The organism is Legionella busanensis (assembly GCF_900461525.1).
Taxonomy (GTDB): Bacteria; Pseudomonadota; Gammaproteobacteria; order Legionellales; family Legionellaceae; genus Legionella_C; species Legionella_C busanensis.
Window position 1 is genome coordinate 3,231,393 of record NZ_UGOD01000001.1, and the last position, 24,022, is coordinate 3,255,414.

A 24,022-nucleotide genomic window follows, 5' to 3' on the forward strand; every position below is an offset into this window, starting at 1 on the left:
AAATTTATTTTTTCTGAGCGTATTAAACTTAAACTAATTTTTACTTGCAAATGAGAATGATTATCATTTATATTTAATTATTTTCATGGAGTGATAATTATGGCCCTAGCTTATAATCAGTTTGAAGAGTTAATTCATCAGTTGCGTTTTCTCCTTTTTGAAATAGGAATAGGATTGCCGCAACAAGCAGTTAAAGCAGTTGTTAATGACACGCATAATGCATGTTTAGCTCGTTTACAATATGCAGCTATAAAGGAAAAGCTAATTGATAAAACTTTGTATAGTTATCATATTTCTGATTTCACAGAGCAATTACAATTAAGATTAAGTATATCTAAGCCTGCGAGTCGTTTTTATCGATGGGAGTTATTAGCAAAAGAGTTAAATGAATCCATTGCCAATGAAGCAATGGCTGTCATTTACCGCAAACGATGGCAAGCTCAATTAATTAAACAAATGCAAGGCGAGCGCTCTTTTTGGGCTTGGCTGGCTAAACAAGAAAGTAAAGATACCTTACCCTTTCTTGAGCAATGGGGCTGTGTAGGGCATCCTTATCATCCTAATTTTCGTGCGAAAATGGGCCTTAATCGGCGCGAAGTGTTACAGTATTCGCCTGAATTTAATGCCAAAGTTAATGTTCATTGGTGCGCACTACACCAACAGAAAGTACATGCTACCTCTAGCAATAAATCTTACTTAGAATTAATGGCAAGCTGTTTTCCTAAAGACTATGCTACTTGGCAACATAAGCTTCGATGTCAACAAATAAATCCGGATGATTTTTACCCTATTCCTGTTCATCCTTGGCAATGGCGCAATCAATTGCAATCGTCTCTAGCTCCTTTAATTGATAAAAGACAACTTATTTTGACGCCACATCATCAATTAACGCAACCTTCAATGTCATTAAGAACTATGATACCTGTTTCTGCACATGCTAATCACTTAAAATTGGCTTTAGGAGTCCAGACAACTTCAGCTATTCGCACAGTATCGCCGGCATCTATTGAAAATGGTCCCCTCCTTTCTAATTGGTTAACACACCTATTAGAATTAGAGCAACACTATGAAAATACACTTTTTGTTGCACGTGATATCGCTGGGGCACGTTTAAACGATCCCAATTTTGCTTCTATATATAAGCAATTTGGTTTTCTTTTAAGAGAAAGCCCATTGCAGTTTATTAAAGATAATCAACAAGTTATTCCTCTTGCTGCACTCTTTGTAGACTCTCCTCTTTCTAATCAACCTTTATTACTTGAAATCATTCAGGCTAGTAATATTTCCATAGAAAACTATTTTAGCCAGTATTGCCGTTGTGTCCTTAAAGGACAGTTACACTTATTAATGCGTTATGGTATTGCTCTTGAGGCACACCAGCAAAATACGCTCGTAGTCTTTGAAAATCATCAACCTCAATCTCTTATTATTCGTGATTTAGGCGGAATTTATATCTATCAAAATAGTGAGTTTCAAGACGTTAAGAGCCCAACATTACATTCAGATTCAACCATTATCACCGACAATTTAGTTGATACCTGTAATAAATTTATTCATGGCAATCTACAAAGTAACTTAGCTTACTGGATTAATCATCTCTGTCGCTTTAGTCATCTTTCTGAAACCCATTTATGGAAGATTGTATTTGATACGCTAAACAGGGAATTTCAACAAATAGCAGCACAAATAAAACCAGGTATCTTAGCTTGGCACCAACAACGTTTATTAAAAGATGCTTGGCCTCATAAGAGTCTGCTACTTATGCGTTTGTCACCTAGCAAAAAACATAATCAAGCGAACTTAACATCTAATCCTCTGAGCCAATTTAATGTCTAAATCATTAATGAGAACACTTTTTATTAGCCAATTTCTTATGTTACTTGCATTGGAAATGAGTAATCCCTTCCTACCTTTGTTTATTGCTAAACAAAATCTCTCTCTTGATAAGGTGGCCTTTTATAGTGCGTTAGTATTTGTTCTTCCCATGCTTGCTAATATTTTTATGGGCCCTATATGGGGCATATTAGCAAATCGTATTGGTTATAAAACAATGTTAATGCGGGCTGCTTTGACGCTTGTTATTACGCAAGGGTTAATGATGTTTTCTAATAGTATTATAGCTATATTAATTATTCGATGTATTCAGGGCGGTTTTGCTGGTTTTATTGCGGCCATGCAAATGTATGTTCTATCACTCAATATAGCCAATAATAAAACGCAACAGCTAGGACATTTACAATTTAGTAAAGCGCTAGCAACAAGCATGGCAGGCCTTATCGGTGGTAGCTTATTAAGTCTGCTTAATTTTAAAGGCTTATTTTTTATAGCTATGGCTTTATGTTTGACTGCTACACTTATAATTTATAAAAAATTACCAACTAGCGAAAGTACTATTATTCCTTTTCAGCAAAAAAAACAATTTCGTTCATTGCATTCTTTTTTCCGCCTCATGAATTTAGGTTTACTAATTATACTTACTCAAACTGTTAAATTTCTTCCTGAACCAATTTTCATCTTAACTCTTAGTACTTCTATTACCCATAATACGATTACCTTAGGCTTGCTATATTCTATGCCTGCTATTGGCCTTTTTTTAAGTTCAAACTATTGTAGTAAACAATTTGATCAATGCCGTAAGATGCCTAAAAAAATTAAAACTTATCTAATATTTTATAGCTCTTTAGGCATTCTAATTATGCTAGGACATGCCTTTTTTACCGAGCATACTCTTTTAATGATGTTCATTCGCCTTCTTTGGGGAATTGTTCTTGCAGCTCTTTTGCCTGCCCTATTCTGTTTAATGAGTGATAAATTTCAACATCAAGGCCTTGCTATAGGGTGGGCAAATACGTTTGCCAAGATAGGCAATTTAATTGGTATTAGCTTAGGGGGGGTTTTAGGTAGTTATATTACTATGACTTACTTATTTATCTTACTGGCTGGTATTTATGGGGCAATAGCGTTTATTAGTCTATGTTTTAATACTAAATCTATAGCAACTACTTATATAAACCAACAAGCTTTACCAGTAACTTAGTTATGAAGACTTAGCTAGTAAATTTAGGGGATACATGAATAAACGATCTTATATCATCATTTTATTAGCCTGGACTTTAGGTAACTATAGTATCCTATTAATTATGCCAGCCCTGCCTAAAATCGCAGCAGATTTTCATATCAGCACTCGACTTGCTCAACTTACGATTAGTATATTTTTACTAGGTAAAGCAATAAGTATTATTCCCTGGGGTATTATTTCTGAAAAGTTAGGAAGAAAGCCTGTTTTTATTTTAGGGCTATTAATATTTTCCCTAGCAAGTCTGTTTACAGCTTTATGCAGTAATATTTATATACTGTTAATTGGCCGATTTCTGCAAGGTGTTGGTGTTGGTGCAACAGTTCTTATGGGACGAGCCATGGTGAATGATACCCAAAATGAGCAGCAAGCTATCAAAAAATTTGCTTTTTTCTTCTCCTTAAGTGGCATATTTATTTGTTTTATACCGCTCATAGGTAGTTATATTACTACTTATTATAATTGGCCAATTGCATTTGTCATTATGGCCATTTACAGTGCCATATTATTTATTTACTGTCCTGGAATAAGTGAAACTAGGCCGAAAAATTTAGCCAACATTACTGTATTAGATAGTATGTTGCTAGTTTTCAAAAATAGACTTTTTGTAAGTTATCTTCTAATTTCTGCTTTAATGATGGCAGGAGAATCTGCCTTTAATACATGTGCATCCTTTATTTTAATTAAACATGCACATTATAGCATTACAACCTTTAGTAATATAAAAACAATGATGTCTATTTTATATGTTATAGGCACTTTAGCATGTGGTTTTCTAATAAAATATTGGCGTAGTGATTTTTTAGTTAGCATCGGTATTCGTCTCTTTATCGGCACCGCCTGCCTAATGTGGTTTTTTTACTTTTTTAATTATACAGTCGAAATAACTTTTGTTTTGCCCATGATGATTTATTATTTTGGCACAGGATTTATTGTGGCCTCAGCAACAGCAGCAGCCGTTCGGCCTTTTCCCAAGCATATGGCTATTGCTTTAGCTTTCTCTTTATTTTGTCAATTTAATATCTCTGCCTTATTTAGTTTATTAAGCAGTTTAATTGCTATTGAAAGCGTGAAACCCTTTATGATTTTAATTTCATCTATTAGCATTTTAGCTCTATTAACTTGGTATCAACGTCCTGCTCCTTTAAAAGCAGTATTAATCAGCTAAAGAAAAGTTCATCTAATTTAAGCTAAATGCTAACATTTTCATTTAGTTGCAGATAAGGCGAAAGAGTGTACAAACAAGTACATGATTGAGCCAAGCAAGTCTCTAACAAAGTATCAAACTCAGTAAGAGAAGCTATATATTAATTCAATCAGGTGACAGCCTTAACAGTATTGTATACACTTAAATGGTTTCTACCGAGTATTGTTAATACATACGTTAGATAAAGCATTTTAGCTCACTTTCTATGACTTACAAAAATGTAAATTATAAAAGTGAAATTTTAAATAAATGTATTCAGACACATGATGCTAAAATATATACCCAATGCACTTACTATTTTTCGCTTAATACTAATAGCACCTTTCCTACTTTTTTTATATTATCGTTATTACGCGGCTGCATTTTATGTATATATAATAGCTGGTCTTACTGATAACTTAGATGGTTGGTTAGCTAGGCATTATAATTGGCAAAGCCTTTGGGGCTCTTTTTTAGACCCTTTAGCAGATAAGTTATTAATTGCTAGTAGTTTTATATCTCTTGCCTTAATTGGTTCTTTACCTTGGTGGTTAGTTATTTTAGTTTTTCTGCGCGATTTAACAATTTCAATAGGTGTTATAGCCTGGCATTTATTTGTCCCTACAAAAATTTATTTTCAACCTACACTTCTAAGTAAATTTAATACCCTCCTACAACTTATTTTAGTAACCTTATGTTTATTTGAATTAGCCTTTGTTAAATTTATACCTACACAAGTTTTTAATAGTTTAATTCTATTAACTGCAGTAACAACTGCCATAACTTATTTTGATTATGTTTGGACATGGGGCAGAAAAGCATACTTAATATGCAAATAAACTCTCAATTGGCATTAACTATTCAGTTAAATCATCAAGCGACCCTTAATAACTTTTGCTGGGGTAATAATTTATTCTTACAGCAGCAGATTGCTTATCTTGTAGCTGGCCACAGTGAGCGTTTCCTTTATCTTTGGGGAGATAATGGTTGTGGAAAATCTCATCTTCTACAAGCATGCTGCCATGCTATAGCACAAGAATCTGCCTATTTACCTTTAAACTTACTTAAAGAATGGGGTCCTGTTAGTATTGAAGGAATGGATGAACAAAGACTCATTGCTATCGATGACATAGACACTATTGTAGCTGATAAACTTTGGGAAGAGGCGCTCTTTCATTTATATAACCGCGTACGCGAAAATGAGCAAACAATTCTCTTGATAGCGGGTAAAAAATCACCTGCACACTTAGGATTACAATTGCCTGACTTACGTTCTCGGCTAGGTTGGGGACTTGTTATTCAGATACAAGAATTACCTGATGAATTAAAAATCACTACTTTACAACAACATGCAGAGCAACGAGGTATCTATTTATCTAATAATGTCGCTCTGTTTTTAATAAACCGCTGTACGCGTAATATGCATTCTCTTTATAAAATCCTTGATCAGCTTGATGAAGCTTCACTTGCTGCCCAAAGAAAGATTACTGTACCCTTTATTAAATCGGTTCTAAATCTTTAATTACTAGGCTCAGTTGCAAAAAAACTAGATTCACTGTCACTGTTTAAATGGGCTAAATGGCTTGTTCTATGTTTAATAAATGAACCTGCAGTAGGCGTAGCAAATAATGAAAAACGTGTCGCCCCAGCAGAAAATAGTGCTGATTGCTTTGTATTAGATTCTAAATAAAAGTCACCTTGAGTTAATGGCTCTGACAAAAGCAAGCTGCTTGTCGGGGCGGAATCTAAAGTTTTTGGGTAAATAGAGCTTAACTCAAAACTTTCAGTTAAATCATAATCTTCTTTTTCTTCTCTATATTCAGCAAACTCTCTTTGTTTTTGGATTTCAGCAAAATTTTTCTCCAATTCAACATAACGAACTTCTAAATCTTTAAGTGATTGCTGAGTTTCTTGGATTTTTCCTAGCTCTTCTTTTCTCTCTAACAACATTTCTTCAACATTTTTTAATTTTGCTTTATCTTTTTTAACCTCATCAGGATCACAAAGTTCTTCTATCTTCTCTTTATCTAATCCTAACCATTTACCAATTAAATTTTCTACACCTGGACGCTGCACAAACCAGTAAAGAGCAAAAGCCGATAAACCAACAAAGATACTTGCTACAAGAATAGGCCAAAAAGTAGAAGCAACAGCTGTTGTAATGAGCCCAGCAATTGCTAAAGCTACAGTTTGGCCAGCAAAGAACCCACCACTAAAAAATATAATTCCTGTAATAATAGAAGCGGTTACTTTTGCAGCTTGAAGGGCAGGCCTTTTTAAAGCCATGGTAAGTGCATTTCGTTCTGTATCTAGTTCATTATATAATTGTATTAATAGCCGAATAAGTTGAATATCTGAATCAATATCATCTAAAGTTTTTCTATGAAGAATATTATTGCGTAGATTAGCACTGATAGATTTAATATATTGTACTTTTTTAAGATAATTATCTATTAACTTAGGCGCACTTTTAAGATTAACACCCAGATTTTTTGAAACTTCTAAAAGATCAAAGGCATAAAAGACAGCAATAGAAAGCAAAGAAAAAACGAGTCCAATTCCAAAAATTGCGATTGAAGGTAAAGATGTTGCGCCTAATACGGCGCTAACACCATCAAAACCTTCACAACCGCAAAAAATCGTACCAGCGATAGCTAAGAAAATAAATTTCGCTTTCGCGGTCCAAGGCGTCTTTTTATTATTTTTCTCTTCCTTTGTATTGTTCAACCCTTTATTTAAATCTTCAAGAATTGCTATATAAAGTGATTCTAATAAAAGTCGTTGCTTAGCGTCTACTCTTTGTTTTTGCTTAAGCCATTGAAATAATTCTTGAGTCTCTGTGCAATTACCTTTAAAGGAGGGAAAATTAATGGTTAAAGGTAATTTACTTAGATACTCGAGGGTATTATCACTTAATACAGTGATATCTTTCATCACATGCTCCTAACTAAGTTTTTTTCTTAGTGAAGTGTTCTGACTAGGGCGTATTTTAGTGATTTTTCCTTAACTAAACATTAAGCGCTTGCTTTTTTTTGATCACTTAAAAATCTTTTTGATTTTAATTAAACCAAATAAAACTTTTTTTACACTTATGTAATAAAGTTTACAAATTTTTGTTAATTGAATTTATTTAAACAGCAAGCTAATAATATTTTTGCTAAATAAGCAAATTAACCACAATAATTATCACCGTCCCATTTATTGTGGTTAATAGACATTTAGATAACTTTTTTAAAGAGCAGCAGACAAGGTTAAAGCAGGCGCCTCTTTAATAAAATGGGTCAATTTAGATGAGATTAACCACATAAAAAAGCCAATAGCTAACGTAGCTAAGCCTATGTAAGCAAAAACATCCGTGTAAACAGATAAAGATTCAATCCCAGGTTTAATATGTTCTGGTAAAGCAGTCATTGATGCCACTGTTGCACCAACAAAACCTGCTATGGATGATGTTAAAAACCACATTCCCATAACAAAACCTGCAATGTGGGTGGGAACTAATTCAGCAACCATAGCCACACCTAAAGCTGACACTAATAATTCACCCGTACTTTGGAAAAAATAACTGCCAATTAACCACCAAGAAGAAACCATGCCTGCTCCATCATGCATAAAACGAGCAAAATACAGTAAGCTAAAACTTAATCCACAACATATCATTCCCGCTGCAAATTTATAAGGTATAGAAAATGCAATACCATGTTTATTAAGTTTATTGTAGATAAAGGCTAAAATGGGACTCATTACTATAATCCAGATTGGATTTAGAGCTTGGAAACTTTGCGGATCTAATGTAATACCTAATAAAGTAGGCGTTACATTATTAACAGCAAATAAATTTAATGAAGTAGGCATCTGTTGATACAGGGTAAAGAAAACGACCGCTTCGATCATTAAAACTAAAGCAACAAGCATACGCATAACAGATTGCCGCTCTTCCCGATACATGTAGAAAAAATAGACAGCTGTAACAGCAATTGTAACAAGCCAAACTAATTGTTTGGCGAGCATAACATGTTGAAGTAGATAAGCGGAAAAGTAAGTTGTAGCAACAATACTTACTACAATTAAAATGCTATGCCAAAGGCTAATACTTTTTAGATCAGCAGGAGTATTGATATTTTTGACATGCTGACGCTGAAAAGCATAATTGACTATGCCTAAAACTAGACCAATAAAACTAAGGAAGTAAGCGTACGAGTAGCCTAGTTGAGTAGCAATAGCAGGTCCCATAAATAAAGCAAATGTAGAACCTAAATTAATGGCCATGTAATACAAAGTAAAACCGCTATGTAGTCTAGGATCATTTTCTTCATAACATTTAGCAAGAAGACTAGAAGGATTGGCTTTAAATAAACCATTACCTACACAGATAAGACCCAGTGCTAAAAATACATGTTGGGTATCGGTGATAGCAAGTGATAAATACCCTAGGGCAAGAACAATTAAACCTAAAACAATGGTACGTTTTGTACCTAAAATTTTATCACCTAAATAACCACCAAAAGCGATCATCCCATACACAAGAGCAGAAAAAGCGCCAAAGGTATAATAAGCTTGTACCTCATTAAAACCTAATGCTCGAATAAAATATAAGGTAAGAATGCCCTGTACTGTGTAAAAACCAAAACGTTCCCAAACTTCAAGCATAAAAATCATGCTAAAAGCGCGCGGTTGATTATTAAAAAGTCGCATTTCGTCCCTTTGCTTTGTCTTAGCTTTAAAGCTAACCTATATTACTTTGTAAAAGATTGCAACCTGTAAGGGATTAGGAAAGGTGTACATTATCAGGCCTACCCTCGCCTTCTCCCTCATCATCCTCTGCTTCATTTTCTATTTTTAAAGGGATTGACGTTTGGGGGTTACTTTGAATAGCTATTTTACTAAGGATGGGAGAACTTAAAGTAGAGTCATCAACAGTATCTTCATTTAAAGAACTATTATGATGTGTAGTCCCTGGCATAATACCAAGTGCTAATTCCATAATAGCTTCAGATTTATGGCTAACCTGTGACGACATCTCTACAGGCTTGTTTACATCTGTTTCAGAATTTTCTTTTAACACTATATTATTACTTCTATCTAGGTGCAATTGGTTATTTAATTCCACTAATTCAAAATACTCCTGATACGCTTTAAAATCATCTTCATTAAGATCATCTTTAGCTATTTTTGTTTCAGAAACTTCTTTGGCATTAAACCCAATCTTCTTAGCTAAGAAAGGTATCGCTACTCGACCAATCAGATAAAGGATGCCTACTGCAGCGCAAGCTGCAGCTATAGCAAAACCTACCGGGGGAAAAGCAATGGCAATAGCAACGCCTATCAATATACCAGCTGATAAAAAGACAGCCGCTGTTTTGTCTAAAATAGCTAAATTGTCACGCTTAGCTAATTTATAAGTACAAGCTTCTTTTTTGTCATATAGAGTTTGTAGAGATTTACAGCGATTATCATACTCTTCTTTTATTAGGACATACGCTTTTAATAAAACGGTTCTTTCATACTCATTTGCTTGCTTTAACTGTGTTTTAAGTGATTGTGCTTCTAATTGTAATTTATTTAAATCTTGTGTTTCTTCATGAATCTGTTTAGCAATATTTTTTAAGTCTTTTTTAAGCTGATAACGCTGATATAAAAGTCGGCCTAAAGTAAAAATAGAGTTTCCTAGAATAAAGCCTGCAATAATAACACCTACTATTGGTACTGCACCGGGTATAGCTATCATTAAAGCAGCTAATGCTACCATTGCTCCAGCATAGGCCCATTTTCCTACTTTTGATAAGGTAAGAGGAACTTTTTTCCCAAGCAGTGCCGCTGCCAAAAAAATTGCTGGTATCCTAATAAAATCAATAATCGCTAGACCTAACCTTAAACCATGAAAAGAAGTTTGAGCAACGTTAGCTCCTGCTGCCAAACTTTCTTTTAATTGCATCAAAGCACTAAAATTCTCCCCTGTATCATTAATGCGATCGAATACTTCACTTAAACCAGGTATTAACTTAAATAAATCTAATATTTTAGACTTTCTAGAAACAGGGCGAGGCTTAAAATTGATAGCCCCAGTCATTGTCTCTAATTCAGCCAGTGCTTTATCGTATTCAGGCTGCAAATTAGTGTGATACATTTCTTCAGTGGGCATTATATTAACTCACATTTATCTCATTTAACGACTTAAAACTAACCTACGAGTGGGCTACAATAAGCCGCTTATATTACAAATATTAATCTTATAGTTTATTATACAACCATATGGTGTATTTTGTAGCATGATTTTGCAGTTTTAGCCTTTTAATATCTAATAAAGTTGGTACCTAAATTAAACTAATTCACACTTGATACTTAGGGGGGAAGAGCGCTATATTGTTATTTTTAATGAAAAAAATAATTAATGACGAAAAAGGCACTTTACTTAGCAGGTGGTGGCGCTCGAGGTGCTTATCAAGCTGGCGTTCTCAAAGCGATTAGCACCATCCTTAATGTGAAGAAAATTCCTTTTGATATGGTTAGTGGCGTTAGCGTTGGTTGTATAAATGCAGCCATTTTAGCTGAAAACGCGCCTGATTTTCCTGCAGCCACCGAAAAACTTGAAATGCTCTGGTGTGATATTTATTGCCAGCAGATTTTTAATGCCAGTAATTATGAGGTTAGTAAATCGGTTTTAAGAAATTTAATCCCTATGCTTATAAGACGTAGCCAATCGGGTTATTTACTCGATACCTCACCGCTGCGTAATTTTATTAACGAAAATATTAACTTTAACCAATTAAATGACAATATTAAAAATAATTATTTAACGACGATGGAAGTACTTAGCCATTGTTACGAAACCCAACAAACTATTTCTTTTTATCAACATGCCAATCCTGAGTTCGAAGATTGGAATTATCCAAGACATTTAAGTCTTCGCACTGAGTTGCAGATGGAACATATTGTAGCTTCAAGCGCCCTACCTCTGTTTTTCCCAGCAGCAAAAATTGATGGCTCACATTACGGCGATGGTAGTATGGGGTTAGTAGCGCCTTTACGTGGTGCTATCCGCTTTAAAGTGGATAAAATTTTAATTTTAGGTACTCGGCAATTACCTACTTCTTTTTTCTATGAAGGCACTCAAAATGGCAATATTGGTTTTGCCCGGATTTTAGGTGGCATGTTAAATAGTTTATTTATGGATAATTTAGACCGTGATATTGAAATGGTAAATCGCATGAATGAAATTGCGCGCCTATTGTCTTTATGGAAAAAACGTCGCTCCCCCTGGCGCCCTGTGCAAACAATCCATTTAAGACCTAGTGCGCCGATAGCACCAATTGCCCAAGCCCACTATAAAAATATGCCAGGCTTACTCCGATTTCTCCTCAATTTATTAGGAGCCAAAAGTCACTCAGGAGATTTACTAAGTTTTTTATTATTCGAAAAAGAATTTACTCGGGAATTATTTCAATTGGGTTTTGATGATACCCTATTAGCTCGGGATGTTGTGCTTGAATTTTTCGAATCTAAATAACCCCTATAAGCTACTATTTACTCAATATAAGTTAGTATAATTTAATAATTACTAAGTGCCTGATATAAATTAATGAGTTATTACCAGCCACAATATATTATTTTTACATTTCTTTTTAATTTTTTTGGTGTAACGTAGTTAGCGGGCCAAAGTCAAAATCCTTATCTTTTTTCAAGGTATCATCTAACATTCTATTAAATTTTTCGATAAGGTCACTGTGTTGGAAAATACGGCCGGTCTGTTCAGAGAAAAATGGTAAGTATCGCCTGCGGAATTGATCCTTTACAAATGAAAACTGTTCAGGATTACTTAATCCTTGATATTTTTCCATTTTCCATCTTAATTCTTGCGCTGCAATTTCAAATGCTTTTGACTCAAAAGCCTGCATAATATTCACCCATGTCGTGGTAGCCCCATATTGACCAAATGTTTGCATTAAGCTCCCACGTTCTGACTTTAAAAACTTTTCATTGTTTTTTATACTATGAAATACTCGCTGTAGAGAATTGTAATCATCTACATTATTAATGTATTTAAGGATATTATCCTTAAATTTTTCTTTATCATGTGGAAGATATAACTCTTTATATTGAATCCTGTCGGTATATTTTGCGTTAAACGCTACTATCTCATCTAAAGTATGAATTCTTATTAATTTTTTTAACAATTTATTTTGTTCAGCAGCCTCAAGAGTATCTAATTTTTTTAGACTAACTTTCAATAAATCTAATTGTAGACTTATAAAGTCTTTTACCTCACTTGGGCTTAAGCATTGTTGCAAAGCTTGACTATCTATAGCATTACCTAATTCATAAGCGCTAAAAGGGTCATTATTGTCTTTCAATATAGCAAGAATTTCTTTCTTCAGAGATTCAACATCATTAGGAGTGGAAATAGTTTTTCTAAAACAAATCTTAACTTGTTCGCCTATTTTCCTGGTAGTAGCTATTAAGTCTGTAGTAGCTGGAGACAGTTGGAATTTTTGAATTTGATACTTTTGGTCTAAGTTGAGAATACTAAGTAAGATACTGTCAATGAACTCTGAGGATTTATTATTAGTCATTTCCTCAAATATTCTCTCTAAACCTTTTCTGATTTCTTCTGGTTCTAAGTTGTCTATTTGGGTTTGAGCTTTAAAATTTTTACGTTTATTATCGTAATCAGGTGGTGTTTGCACTTTATCTCTAGGAACGCCCCAAACTTCTAGCAAACTAATTGCTGCTGCATAAAGATCTATTTTTTCAGGATTGTTTTTAGCTATTTTTTGTGGACTTTCATATTGACGTGTTTTTGCAGCAATACCAGTATTTTTAGCTTCTGCCGTATCAAGATCAATAAGCTTTAAAGACCTTATAGTATTAGTTTGAAAATCTATATCAATCATAATATTTGGTGGTTTAATATCAGTGTGGATAATACCCCGATCATGCAACTCTTTAATGGCTTCTAACAATTTCCTAGAAATAGCAAAACGTAGTTCCGGCGTAAGTTTTTTTGATTCGGTTAGAATATCTGCTAAAGTTCTTCCAGCCACTTGATGCATAATATTATTATAAAAATACTCTTTATCTTGTGAAGAGAGCTCATAGACAACACTACCCTTAGTATGTAGTGGGTTATATATTTTGATTACTTCAGCAATGCTTTTATATTTTTTAATAGCAGTCTCTTTTCTAACCTCTTCTTCCGTTTCCCAACACCTGAAAACAACTACTTCTTCTGGGCGGTGGACCTTAACTACCCGAGGATGTTGAGGATCACTTTTAAAAGTGGCCATTTCTTTTGCATCAATAGTGACCGTTTCTGCAAAATAAACCTTTGCTTCGCCACCACTACCTATTTCCTTAATTAAGACCCGACTGGTTTTTTCATTTTCTTTATAGATTGGATATTTCAACTTTACCCGATATGCAATGCCATTAACTGTTACAGCATAGACATTGGATGTGGAAAAATATCTTCCTAACTCTGCTTCACTTAATAGCTTGCCAAGCACGGCTGAATGCTCACTGGTTAGCTTGGTTGGATCGATACTTACTTTAACCATAAAATATATAATATTTATTAAATATGATTAATTATATATCTTTTTGAATTAATTTTAATAGATAAAAACCTTTAATTATGGGTATCTAGAAATAAAGCGTTTATTTATTTAAATTAATTAGTAGGAATTGTTTTTTAATGCTCCTAATACTGATGTAGTCTCAGGTTTAAAGTCATGCCATATATAAAACGCTTCTGCTGCTTGCTCAACTAACATCCCTAAACCATCATACGCTTTGCAGCTATTCTCTTTAGCGAAATTAATAAATGGTGTATCTTTTTCCCGGTTATAAGCTAAATCATAGCAAAAAGGTTTATTAGCTAGCATATTTACGGGTAGTAAAGTAAATGGGCTATCACTTAAGCTTGCTGACGTTGCATTAATAATTACATTGAACGCGCCCGACAATTCGCTAAACTCTGCTAACGTTATAGAAGGAAAATCATTAGCAACAGCTACAAGCTTCTCTTTTGTACGATTTACAATAGTTAAACGTTTAACTGAAGCCTCTAATAAAGGCCCAATTATACCTCGCGCTGCACCACCTGCACCTAAAAGAAGAATATCTTTATCAGCTATATCAATATAATGCTCTAAATCTTTTATAAGACCTACACCATCTGTATTATCAGCCCATAGCTGATTTCCTTGCATCCACAATGTGTTAGCTGCTTTTGCTTTTAAACAACGGGCAGTCACCTGATTGGCCATCTTAAAAGCACGTTCTTTGAAAGGCAGCGTAATATTTAACCCTGTGCCGCCTGATTGAAAAAAATCTATAACTTGCTCTTCAAAATTTGTATCATTGCCTAGAATTTTGTCATAAATTATTTCTGTTCCTGCTTGTTTAGCGAAATTTTGGTGAATTATAGGAGATAAGCTATGCGCAATGGGATTGCCTACAACAGCACAACGACTAATCATATTTTATGCCTTCATTTAATCTTACTAATTTTAATACTGAATGTAACTTCTAGTTGGGCAAACGTTAATACATCCCCGCTGATTAATATTTATTTAAAGCTATCACCTAGCAATGATGTACAAAAATATAGCAGTAAGTTTAAAAACATGCTCGCCCAAGATAAAGATTTAGCAGATTATAATTTAAAACCTATTTTTGACAATCATCCTTTACATATTACGCTTTATTTAACTCAATATCCTCTTAAAAATACAAAACTCCTTATCAGCTATGTTAAGAAATTAAGCCAGCAATTTCATGCTTTTACTATTAAAGCACAATACTTAACAGCAGCACCTAGCGGCTATGTCATGCTGAAAATTAAACCACAACTATACTTACAGCACGTAAGTGATAGCGTTGTTCGTTCAGTACATCACTTAAGGGATCCTTTAGCAAATATTCCTAGTTGGGCAGCCCATAATCCACAAAAATTAAATAGTTTTAAGCAGTATGGGAGTCCGAATGTTTTCACTAATTATGCACCTCATCTTACCTTTTTAGCGCCTAAAGAAATTTATTCAGTGCAGAAAAAAAATCAGTTAATCCAGGGTCTAGCAAACGCTATAGAGCAATTTAATCAAAAGCATCCTACTACTATAAAAGCTACAGTTAGTGCTGTTGCTATTGGCATTACAGATGAACAAGGACAAATCATCCAGGAGTTGGCTACTTTTGCGCTTAAATAAGCTATTTTAGATTCCGCCATTGTTTAAAAGGCAAAGCTTTTAAACAATGGCCTCATTAATCCTTATACCTGTAAGCTTTTTGCAACAATTTCGCTTAAATCACGTGATAAAGGATGAGTTTCTAAGCGTTTTAATTGCTCAAACATGAGCGATTGCCTTTTTTCATCATAACGGCGCCAACGAGTAAAAGGGGTCGCTAGGCGCGCTGTAACTTGGGGATTTATAGCATCAAGCTTAATTAACATATCTGCTAGAAATTCATAACCGCTACCGTCTAAAGCATGAAAATGCCGTGGATTAGCCTGGACAAAAGCACCTATCACCGCTCTTACTTTGTTTGGATTGGTAAAAGAGAAAGCCGGATGACCTAATAATTCTTTCACTTTATTTAATGTATGAGGTAATTCACTTGTTGCTTGCACAGCAAACCACTTATCTAATACTAATTCATCGTGGGCCCACTGCGTATAGAATTCATCTATTACTTTTTCTTTTACTTTAGCAACAGAACAGTTATTTAATAAGGCAAAACTTGTTATTTGATCAGACATCGTACGTGATTCAGTAAATTGATTTTGACATGCATTTAATGTGGCTTCTTCATTCGCTTTCATCATAAACCATAAACAAGAATTACGCAGTTTTCTTTGCCCATAAGCCTTAGCATTCATTTCATGTTCTTCACGCGACCATAGTAAGTCATACATCGCTTGCGCTTGCTTATAAAGTGCTTTTCCTAATTCCGCCCGATAAAAATCCCGAGCTGATTCAATAACATCGACATCAGTCGCTTCAACAAAAGTAGCTACTTCTTCAAACTCAGGTGGCATTATTAACTCAGCACGTAAGGCTAAATCTAAAGATTCATCTTGCAAGACATGTGCAAAAGCCGCAGTTAAATTAGGTGGAATTTTCCACTCACTTCTTGCTGTTTTGCAAAAATTCGCAAGACAAGAAAGTGCTAAACATTGTGCAGCATCCCATTTAGCAAAACCATCCGTTTCGAAGCGCAATAAAGCTAATAAATCATCCTGACTGAGCTCTCTTTGTATTTTAACTGGGGCTGAAAATTCTCGTAATAAAGAAATCACCGGCCTTGAGGTAATATTCTTGAAAGTAAAAGTTTGTTGTCGCTCACGTAATTCTAATAAATCTTGCTCTAACGAAAATAATTTTCCATTTTGAGCAAATAATGCTATTCGGATAGGAATATGAAAAGGTTGTTTTTCCAGGCATTCTGCCGTTGGCGGACAGCTTTGAGTCAACGTTAAAGTTAATGTATCATCTTTATAGTCGCTTGTTACTGCAACCGTAGGCGTACCAGCTTGACTATACCAACGTTTAAATTGGGTAAAATCAACATTGTTAGCGTCTTCCATTGCAGCCACAAAATCATCAATAGTTACGGCTTGACCATCATGGCGATTAAAATACAAATCCATACCACGACGAAACCCCTCTTTACCTAATAAAGTATACTGCATACGAATTACTTCAGACCCTTTATTATAGACAGTCGATGTATAAAAATTATTAATTTCTTGATAAGCTTCAGGCCTAACTGGGTGTGCCATTGCACCAGCATCTTCGGGAAATTGAGTTGTTTTTAATACTTTTACATCTAAAATACGATTAACATCACGTGAATTCATGTCACGTGAAAATTCTTGATCGCGAAATACCGTTAGACCTTCTTTTAAACTTAATTGAAACCAATCGCGACATGTTACTCGGTTTCCGGTCCAATTATGAAAGTATTCATGAGCAACTACCCCTTCCACATCAGCAAAATCTTGATCGGTTGCTGTGTCAGATCTAGCTAAAATATATTTAGAATTAAAAATATTTAGACCCTTGTTCTCCATAGCCCCCATATTAAAATCACTAACCGCAACAATCATAAAGATTGATAAGTCATATTCTCGTCCATAAACTTCTTCATCCCACCGCATACATTTATGTAAAGAAGCCATGGCATGCGCACATTTATCTTCATTTCCAAGCTCAACATAAATTCTTAAATCAACTTTTTTACCTGAGCAAGTTGTAAACTCATCAGATACGCAAGCTAAGTTACCTGCAACTAAGGCAAATAAATAAGAAGGCTTTTTAAATGGATCTTGCCAAATGACCCAGTGCCGCCCATTTTCTGCATCGCCTGCTTCAATTAAATTACCATTGGAAAGCAAAATTGGATATTTTTCCTTATCAGCGGTAATACGAGTAGTAAAAGTTGAAAGGACATCGGGACGATCAGGATAAAACGTTATTCGGCGAAAGCCTTCTGCTTCACATTGAGTACAAAATAATTGATTTGAGCGGTAAAGCCCTGAAAGTTTTGAATTTTTTTGCGGGTAAATACGGGTTACAATCGTCAAGGTAAACTGCTCTGGACAATCATTAAGCAGCAAATCATCATTTTTATGACTATAATCTTTGTCTGTAAGAGGCTCATTATTTAAAGCGATACTTATTAATTCTAATTCATCACCATATAAATGTAATAAACCAGGATGCACTCGCTTAAGCGACATTTTATTTTCGACTAACACATAATCATCATACAGCTCAAAATTTAGATAGATATTTTCTACTAGAAAGTTTGGTGGCATATAGTCCTTCAAAAAAATAGTTGTGTCTGGCATGATGAATACTCCGGTGACAAAAAATAAAATTGGGCGCTAATAAATAATGAATTGATTCTTCGTAATTTTTTAAACTTTTTAGCTAATTAGTTCTATACTAAATTATAACCAGTTTAACAAATTTACCACTGAATTAATAAAAGAAGAATTAGCGTTTTCCTCCTCCCAGGAAACGTCATAGAGGATAGCAAAATGAATACGCATGATTTTCTAACCAGCTACACCAAACGCTTTGTTGACAACAAGGAAGAAGAGTTAAGCTTAGGCGAATATTTAGAGCTATGTCGTCAAGATCCTTCTGCCTATGCTAATCCTGCAGAGCGACTATTAATGGCTATTGGCGAACCTGAGGTAATTGATACTCGCCATGATCCTGTTTTATCTCGTATTTTTTCTAATAAAGTAATTCATCGATACCCAGTTTTCAGAGAGTTTTTTGGCATGGAAGAGCCTATTGAGCAAATCGTAGGCTTTCTTAAGCATGCTGCGCAAGGATTAGAAGAAACTAAGCAAGTGCTTTATCTCCTAGGCCCTGTCGGCGGAGGAAAATCTTCCTTAGCTGAAAAATTAAAAGATTTAATGCAGAAAGTACCTTTCTACGCTATTAAGGGCTCACCTGTTTTTGATACCCCTTTATCCTTATTTAATCCGGAGGAAGATGCTGAGCTTTTAGAAGAACGTTTTGGTATTCCAAGACGTTATCTACGTTATGTTATGTCCCCATGGGCTGTAAAACGCTTACATGAATATAATGGTGATATTAATCAGTTTAAAGTTATAAAAATTAAACCTTCACGATTAAAACAAATTGCAATTGCTAAAACTGAACCGGGGGATGATAACAATCAGGATATTTCAGCTTTGGTAGGTAAAGTCGATATCCGCAAGCTTGAAGAATTCTCGCAAGACGATCCGGATGCTTATAGTTACTCAGGCGGATTATGCCGTGCTAACCGTGGTTTACTCGAATTTGTGGAAATGTTTAAAGCACCTATTAAAGTATTACATCCACTATTAACTGCCACTCAGGAAGGTAACTACAATGCCACTGAAGGGCTATCCGCTATTCCTTTTGAAGGTATTATCCTTGCTCATTCTAATGAATCTGAATGGCAGGCATTCCGTAACAATAAAAATAATGAAGCGTTTATTGATCGGATTAACATTGTTAAAGTTCCTTATTGCTTACGTGTTTCAGAAGAAATAAAAATTTATGAGAAATTAATTGATAACAGCTCATTAATAAATGCCCACTGCTCGCCAGGAACATTAGATATGTTGGCACAATTTTCTGTACTAACACGTCTAAAAGAACCACAAAACTCAAGCATTTATTCTAAAATGCGTGTTTATAATGGTGAAAGCTTAAAAGATACCGACCCTAAAGCAAAATCTTACCAAGAATATCGTGATTTTGCTGGTGTTGATGAAGGGATGAGTGGTATTTCTACCCGCTTTGCTTTCAAGATTTTATCAAAAGTTTTCAATTTTGATCATAGTGAGGTTGCAGCTAACCCAGTGCATTTACTCTATGTACTTGAAAGGCAAATTGAACAAGAGCAGTTTTCACAAGAATTACATGAGAAGTATTTAACTTTTATCAAAGAGTATTTATCACCGAAATACGTTGAATTCATTGGTAAAGAGATTCAAACAGCTTACTTAGAATCGTATTCAGAGTATGGCCAAAATATTTTTGACAGGTATATTACATATGCTGATTTTTGGATTCAAGATCAAGATTACCGAGATCCTGATACGGGCGAAATTTTTGATCGCAGCGCATTAAATTCTGAATTAGAAAAAATTGAAAAGCCAGCTGGGATTTCCAATCCAAAAGACTTTCGTAACGAAGTTGTGAATTTTGTGCTTCGCGCTCGTGCTAATTATCATGGTAAGAATCCAATGTGGAACAGTTATGAAAAACTTCGAACTGTTATTGAGAAAAAAATGTTTACCAATACAGAGGATTTATTACCAGTTATTTCTTTTAATGCCAAAGCTTCTGAAGATGATAAGAAAAAACATGAGGAATTTATAGCCCGGATGGTAGAGAAAGGTTACACTCGCAAGCAGGTACGTCTACTTTGTGAATGGTATTTGCGTGTACGGAAGTCGCAATAATAGTTAAGTAATCGTATGATTACTTAAGTTTACTTGCCTTAAACGAGATCGGGTGAGGAGAAATACTAAGCCATGTCACAATTTATTGATCGTCGAGAAAATGCTGGTAAAAAAAGCACTGTAAATAGACAGCGCTTTTTAAGGCGTTATAAAAATCAGATCAAACGTGCCGTGTCAGACGCTGTAGGCCGTCGTAGTATTACTGAAATTGATCAGGGTGAGCAAATTAGTATTCCTGCACGGGATATTTCTGAGCCGACCTTCAGAAATGGGCATGGGGGTCAGGTCGAGCGCGTGTTGCCAGGCAATGATCAATTTATTGCAGGCGACAGAATAAAACGACCTAATCAAGGTGGACAGGGATCTGGGGGCAGTCAAGCCAGTAAAGATGGCGAAGGCGAAGATGAGTTTGTATTTCAGTTATCAAGAGAAGAATTTTTAGAATTATACTTTGAAGATTTGGAACTGCCTGATTTAATTAAAAAAGATTTAGCTAAAGTTAGAAATTTTAAAGTGGTTCGGGCCGGGGTTACGACCAGTGGTGTACCTACTAATATAAATATTGTACGTTCGATGCGGCAAGCCACTAGTCGGCGTATGGCACTTGCAGCCCCTTACAAAAGAAAGTTACATGCAGCACAAGAAGAATTAAATCGCTTAGAAGCTCAAGCAAATCCTGATCGTTTAGAAGTCTTGCGTCTACAACGAGATATTGAATTTTACAAAAAGAAAATAAAATCCGTTCCTTTTATAGACACAATTGATTTACGTTATAACAATCGAATTCGCATCCCAACACCTACAACACAAGCGGTGATGTTTTGTATTATGGATGTTTCGGGCTCCATGGATGAAGCTAAGAAAGATATTGCTAAGCGTTTTTTTATTCTCTTATATCTTTTTTTGACCAAGAACTATGAAAAGATTGACTTAGTTTTTATTCGCCATCACACGTCAGCTAAAGAAGTCAGTGAAGATGAATTTTTTTATTCACGCGAAACGGGTGGTACTGTTGTTTCTAGTGCATTAGAACTGTTAAGTACGCTTATTGAAGCTCGCTATCCTGCTGCTTCTTGGAATATTTATGTAGCTCAAGCCTCAGACGGTGATAACTGGAATGCAGATTCACCTTACTGCCAAGAGTTATTACAAGAAAAAATCATGCCACTTTTGCAATACTTTGCTTATATAGAAATCATGCCTAGGCATCATCAGAGCCTCTGGGAAGTTTATCAGCAGATTCGAGAAAGATATGCTAATTTTGCAATGGAGAATATTGATACAGTTGCTGATATTTATCCTGTATTTCGTGAGCTGTTTAAGAGGAAAACAGTATGAGAAAGAAAAAAAAGCTTTTATCAACTGGTGCTGATTGGACTTTTGAACTCATTCAAGCTTACGATCGAGAAATTGGCAAGCTTGCTCGTGATTTTAAACTAGAGACTTACCCAAACCAAATTGAAATAATTACGGCTGAGCAAATGATGGATGCTTATGCGTCTGTTGGTATGCCTATTGGATATCACCACTGGTCATTTGGCAAACATTTTGTCGGTGTAGAAAAGAGCTATCAGCGTGGCGAGATGGGTTTGGCCTATGAACTGGTGATTAATTCTAATCCTTGTATTGCGTATTTAATGGAAGAAAATACGATGGCAATGCAGGCTTTAGTTATTGCACACGCTTGTTATGGCCATAATTCTTTTTTTAAAAATAACTATTTATTTAAAATGTGGACCTCAGCTGATGCAATTATCGATTATTTAGTTTTTGCTAGAAATTATATCAGTGAATGTGAGGAACGCTATGGTATTGATGAGGTAGAAAGCATATTAGATGCTTGCCATGCTTTAATGAACTATGGTGTCGATCGCTACAAGCATCCACCTGCATTATCTATTCAAGAAGAGAAAATTCGGCAACAGAATAGAGAAATCTACTTACAATCACAGATTAATGAATTATGGCGAACCATTCCTCAAGGCAAACAAACTCAATCCTCTAAACAAGAGAAGCGATTTCCACCTGAGCCGCAGGAAAATATACTTTATTTTTTAGAAAAAAATGCGCCATTATTACAATCTTGGCAGCGTGAGATTATTCGCATTGTACGTAAAATTGCTCAATATTTTTACCCACAAGGGCAAACTAAAGTCATGAATGAAGGGTGGGCTACCTTTTGGCATTATACGTTAATTAATGCTCTTTATGATGAAGGCCTGATTGCTGACGAATTTATGTTAGAAATTTTACAAAATCATACAAATGTTATCAGACAACCCTCTTTCAGTAGCCCTTATTACAGTGGCATTAACCCTTACACGCTAGGCTATCACATGATGCAAGACATTAAACGCATTTGTGAAAATCCAACTGAAGAAGATAAACGCTGGTTTCCTTATTTAGCTAATACGGATTGGCTAACAGGTCTAGACACAGCGATGCGTAATTTTAAAGATGAAAGTTTCATTGCTCAGTATTTATCGCCTCATCTCATTCGCGAATTAAAGCTTTTTCATATTATTGATGATGATGAGAATACCGATATTATTGTTAATGCTATTCATGATGAGTTGGGTTATCAATCTGTCCGTGAAGCCTTATCTAGGCAATATAATTTAGGTTATTTAGAGCCAGATATTCAAATCTATTCAGTCGATACGGAAGGCGATCGCTCTTTAACATTACATCATACGCAACGTAATAATGTTCCGCTTGCTGCAACTGCTCAAGAAGTTTTAAAACATCTTTATACGCTCTGGAAATTTCCTATTAAATTACAATCTATTGATATAGATGGTAAAGTCACTGCTGAGTATCAATGCCCGCCACCGCCCTTATCTAAAAGTGCTAAAGATAGTAAATAAAATTAGTTATTAAGTTTCGCTTTTCTTAAACAAAGCTGCCCAAATCTGGACCAAACAATATTTTTCTGTAAAATACAATTTTTTTCAAAAAAGAGGATAAAATGCCTGGATTTTTTTCTGCAAAAGCGGCTCAATCGCTGACTGAGTGGTCTAACTTTTATATTGACTGGTCTCGTGTTGGCGAATTATTACGTCAAGGTACACACCGCTATACCCGGCAGGAGCTAATACAACGCGGTATTATTTTAATAAGCATAGGTGCCGGCGGTTATACAGGTTATAATTATAATAACCAAAATTCTAGTCTTATGTCAGGCTTATACAGTATGTCAGGCTGTTTTGTAGGCTTTGTTGTTTCTCATCTAGTTGTAATTGCACCTTTAATCTATAAACGCTATCAACTTAGTCAAGAGTGTGCTGATAAACAAAAAATAATTTTAGATTCTTTACAAGAGTTAAAAAGTCATTCCCCTAATCAAGAAATAGCCAATAACTTAATTGGTTTAATTGCAACACATGTTCAAACCATTATGACTATGAATCTTAGTACTGAAAGTCGTGCAAACGCATCTCTAACTTGGGGTAGACGTCGTAGTTTATTGACTAATTTAGCTACAAAGCTTAACGATGATATCGATATACTTAATAACAATTCTGATTTTATAGAGGAAATGCAGCAATTTTGGTCTAAAGATACTAATGCTTTAGTAGAAGAACTTAAAACCTATTCTCTACGAGAAAATGCTAATATTGAAAATTTTACAGCAACACCAACATTAAGATAAGCTTATAATCTTCTATGCCATATCTCTACTAGGTTAGATTCAATCTAACCTAGCTAAATTCTTATTATATATTAAATCAAATATATCTCTGATAACTAATTGGCACGATTAATGAATACTTTATTAATAATT

At 34.8% G+C, this 24,022-nt stretch carries 17 protein-coding genes; 11 read left to right on the forward strand and 6 right to left on the reverse strand.

The genetic code is table 11. The annotated features are described in order from the left end of the window. Positions 1-99: 99 nt before the first annotated feature. The 5 genes from DYH30_RS14355 (at position 100) to hda (ending at position 5,784) form a co-directional block, all read left to right on the forward strand. Positions 100-1,836, forward strand: coding sequence for an IucA/IucC family protein (locus DYH30_RS14355; protein ID WP_115332301.1), 1,737 nt, complete (start codon positions 100-102; stop codon positions 1,834-1,836). Beyond that, complete coding sequence (locus DYH30_RS14360) at positions 1,829-3,037, forward strand: MFS transporter (RefSeq protein ID WP_115332302.1); 1,209 nt, start codon at positions 1,829-1,831, stop codon at positions 3,035-3,037. Before DYH30_RS14355 ends, DYH30_RS14360 begins: the two co-directional genes overlap by 8 nt. A 34-nt stretch (positions 3,038-3,071) precedes the next feature. After that, the gene (locus tag DYH30_RS14365; protein ID WP_115332303.1) at positions 3,072-4,244 is read left to right on the forward strand and encodes an MFS transporter; all 1,173 of its coding nucleotides are present in this window, start codon (positions 3,072-3,074) and stop codon (positions 4,242-4,244) included. Positions 4,245-4,546: 302 nt separating this feature from the next. Then, positions 4,547-5,101, forward strand: a complete 555-nt coding sequence (locus tag DYH30_RS14370) for a CDP-alcohol phosphatidyltransferase family protein (protein WP_115332304.1) — start codon at positions 4,547-4,549, stop codon at positions 5,099-5,101. After that, entirely contained in the window at positions 5,092-5,784 is a 693-nt protein-coding gene (hda, locus tag DYH30_RS14375) for a DnaA regulatory inactivator Hda (protein ID WP_242604689.1), read from the forward strand. The genes DYH30_RS14370 and hda overlap by 10 nt, the downstream gene beginning before the upstream one ends. Here hda and DYH30_RS14380 read toward each other — a convergent pair. The 3 genes from DYH30_RS14380 to DYH30_RS14390 all read right to left on the reverse strand — a co-directional run bounded on the left by DYH30_RS14380 (position 5,781) and on the right by DYH30_RS14390 (position 10,404). Beyond that, positions 5,781-7,196, reverse strand: coding sequence for an ABC-2 transporter permease (locus DYH30_RS14380; RefSeq protein ID WP_115332306.1), 1,416 nt, complete (start codon positions 7,194-7,196; stop codon positions 5,781-5,783). The genes hda and DYH30_RS14380 overlap by 4 nt on opposite strands. A 297-nt stretch (positions 7,197-7,493) precedes the next feature. Next, the gene (locus tag DYH30_RS14385; RefSeq protein WP_115332307.1) at positions 7,494-8,957 is read right to left on the reverse strand and encodes an oligopeptide:H+ symporter; all 1,464 of its coding nucleotides are present in this window, start codon (positions 8,955-8,957) and stop codon (positions 7,494-7,496) included. Positions 8,958-9,030: 73 nt separating this feature from the next. After that, positions 9,031-10,404, reverse strand: a complete 1,374-nt coding sequence (locus tag DYH30_RS14390) for a hypothetical protein (RefSeq protein ID WP_115332308.1) — start codon at positions 10,402-10,404, stop codon at positions 9,031-9,033. 249 nt (positions 10,405-10,653) lie between these two features. On the opposite strand from DYH30_RS14390, the gene DYH30_RS14395 reads away from it, so the two are divergent. Next, the gene (locus DYH30_RS14395) at positions 10,654-11,769 is read left to right on the forward strand and encodes a patatin-like phospholipase family protein (RefSeq protein ID WP_115332309.1); all 1,116 of its coding nucleotides are present in this window, start codon (positions 10,654-10,656) and stop codon (positions 11,767-11,769) included. A 115-nt stretch (positions 11,770-11,884) separates the two neighbouring features. On the opposite strand, the gene DYH30_RS14400 is transcribed toward DYH30_RS14395, so the two are convergent. Together DYH30_RS14400 and aroE are read right to left on the reverse strand one after the other, a co-directional pair. After that, complete coding sequence (locus tag DYH30_RS14400; RefSeq protein ID WP_115332310.1) at positions 11,885-13,816, reverse strand: protein kinase domain-containing protein; 1,932 nt, start codon at positions 13,814-13,816, stop codon at positions 11,885-11,887. Between the two features lie 117 nt (positions 13,817-13,933). Beyond that, positions 13,934-14,740 carry a shikimate dehydrogenase gene (gene aroE, locus DYH30_RS14405; RefSeq protein WP_115332311.1) on the reverse strand — a complete coding sequence of 269 codons (807 nt, stop codon included), beginning with the start codon at positions 14,738-14,740 and terminating at the stop codon, positions 13,934-13,936. Between aroE and DYH30_RS14410 the strand changes: the two genes are divergently transcribed. After that, positions 14,699-15,469 (forward strand): 2'-5' RNA ligase family protein, encoded by a 771-nt coding sequence (locus tag DYH30_RS14410; RefSeq protein WP_115332312.1) that lies wholly within the window; start codon positions 14,699-14,701, stop codon positions 15,467-15,469. The genes aroE and DYH30_RS14410 overlap by 42 nt on opposite strands. Positions 15,470-15,531: 62 nt before the next feature. Here DYH30_RS14410 and pepN read toward each other — a convergent pair whose 3' ends face one another. After that, positions 15,532-18,114, reverse strand: a complete 2,583-nt coding sequence (pepN, locus tag DYH30_RS14415) for an aminopeptidase N (protein WP_115332313.1) — start codon at positions 18,112-18,114, stop codon at positions 15,532-15,534. Between the two features lie 192 nt (positions 18,115-18,306). On the opposite strand from pepN, the gene DYH30_RS14420 reads away from it, so the two are divergent. From DYH30_RS14420 to DYH30_RS14435, 4 genes are all read left to right on the forward strand, one after another. Beyond that, complete coding sequence (locus tag DYH30_RS14420; protein WP_115332314.1) at positions 18,307-20,238, forward strand: PrkA family serine protein kinase; 1,932 nt, start codon at positions 18,307-18,309, stop codon at positions 20,236-20,238. A gap of 72 nt (positions 20,239-20,310) precedes the next feature. After that, on the forward strand, positions 20,311-21,576 hold the full coding sequence (locus DYH30_RS14425; RefSeq protein WP_115332315.1) for a YeaH/YhbH family protein: 1,266 nt from the start codon (positions 20,311-20,313) through the stop codon (positions 21,574-21,576). Next, entirely contained in the window at positions 21,573-23,105 is a 1,533-nt protein-coding gene (locus tag DYH30_RS14430; RefSeq protein WP_115332316.1) for a SpoVR family protein, read from the forward strand. The genes DYH30_RS14425 and DYH30_RS14430 overlap by 4 nt, the downstream gene beginning before the upstream one ends. 101 nt (positions 23,106-23,206) lie before the next feature. Continuing rightward, positions 23,207-23,890 (forward strand): hypothetical protein, encoded by a 684-nt coding sequence (locus DYH30_RS14435; RefSeq protein ID WP_115332317.1) that lies wholly within the window; start codon positions 23,207-23,209, stop codon positions 23,888-23,890. Positions 23,891-24,022: the final 132 nt, after the last annotated feature.

Excerpts from the sequence above, each read along its gene's own strand:
- DYH30_RS14410 (WP_115332312.1), top strand. The coding sequence starts at position 14,699 with ATGCGCAATGGGATTGCCTACAACAGCACAACGACTAATCATATTTTA.
- DYH30_RS14355 (WP_115332301.1), top strand. The coding sequence starts at position 100 with ATGGCCCTAGCTTATAATCAGTTTGAAGAGTTAATTCATCAGTTGCGT.
- DYH30_RS14430 (WP_115332316.1), top strand. The coding sequence starts at position 21,573 with ATGAGAAAGAAAAAAAAGCTTTTATCAACTGGTGCTGATTGGACTTTT.
- DYH30_RS14385 (WP_115332307.1), bottom strand. The coding sequence starts at position 8,957 with ATGCGACTTTTTAATAATCAACCGCGCGCTTTTAGCATGATTTTTATG.
- DYH30_RS14395 (WP_115332309.1), top strand. The coding sequence starts at position 10,654 with ATGACGAAAAAGGCACTTTACTTAGCAGGTGGTGGCGCTCGAGGTGCT.
- pepN (WP_115332313.1), bottom strand. The coding sequence starts at position 18,114 with ATGCCAGACACAACTATTTTTTTGAAGGACTATATGCCACCAAACTTT.
- DYH30_RS14400 (WP_115332310.1), bottom strand. The coding sequence starts at position 13,816 with ATGGTTAAAGTAAGTATCGATCCAACCAAGCTAACCAGTGAGCATTCA.
- DYH30_RS14425 (WP_115332315.1), top strand. The coding sequence starts at position 20,311 with ATGTCACAATTTATTGATCGTCGAGAAAATGCTGGTAAAAAAAGCACT.
- DYH30_RS14390 (WP_115332308.1), bottom strand. The coding sequence starts at position 10,404 with ATGCCCACTGAAGAAATGTATCACACTAATTTGCAGCCTGAATACGAT.
- DYH30_RS14420 (WP_115332314.1), top strand. The coding sequence starts at position 18,307 with ATGAATACGCATGATTTTCTAACCAGCTACACCAAACGCTTTGTTGAC.
- DYH30_RS14365 (WP_115332303.1), top strand. The coding sequence starts at position 3,072 with ATGAATAAACGATCTTATATCATCATTTTATTAGCCTGGACTTTAGGT.
- hda (WP_242604689.1), top strand. The coding sequence starts at position 5,092 with ATGCAAATAAACTCTCAATTGGCATTAACTATTCAGTTAAATCATCAA.
- DYH30_RS14435 (WP_115332317.1), top strand. The coding sequence starts at position 23,207 with ATGCCTGGATTTTTTTCTGCAAAAGCGGCTCAATCGCTGACTGAGTGG.
- DYH30_RS14370 (WP_115332304.1), top strand. The coding sequence starts at position 4,547 with ATGATGCTAAAATATATACCCAATGCACTTACTATTTTTCGCTTAATA.
- DYH30_RS14360 (WP_115332302.1), top strand. The coding sequence starts at position 1,829 with ATGTCTAAATCATTAATGAGAACACTTTTTATTAGCCAATTTCTTATG.
- DYH30_RS14380 (WP_115332306.1), bottom strand. The coding sequence starts at position 7,196 with ATGAAAGATATCACTGTATTAAGTGATAATACCCTCGAGTATCTAAGT.
- aroE (WP_115332311.1), bottom strand. The coding sequence starts at position 14,740 with ATGATTAGTCGTTGTGCTGTTGTAGGCAATCCCATTGCGCATAGCTTA.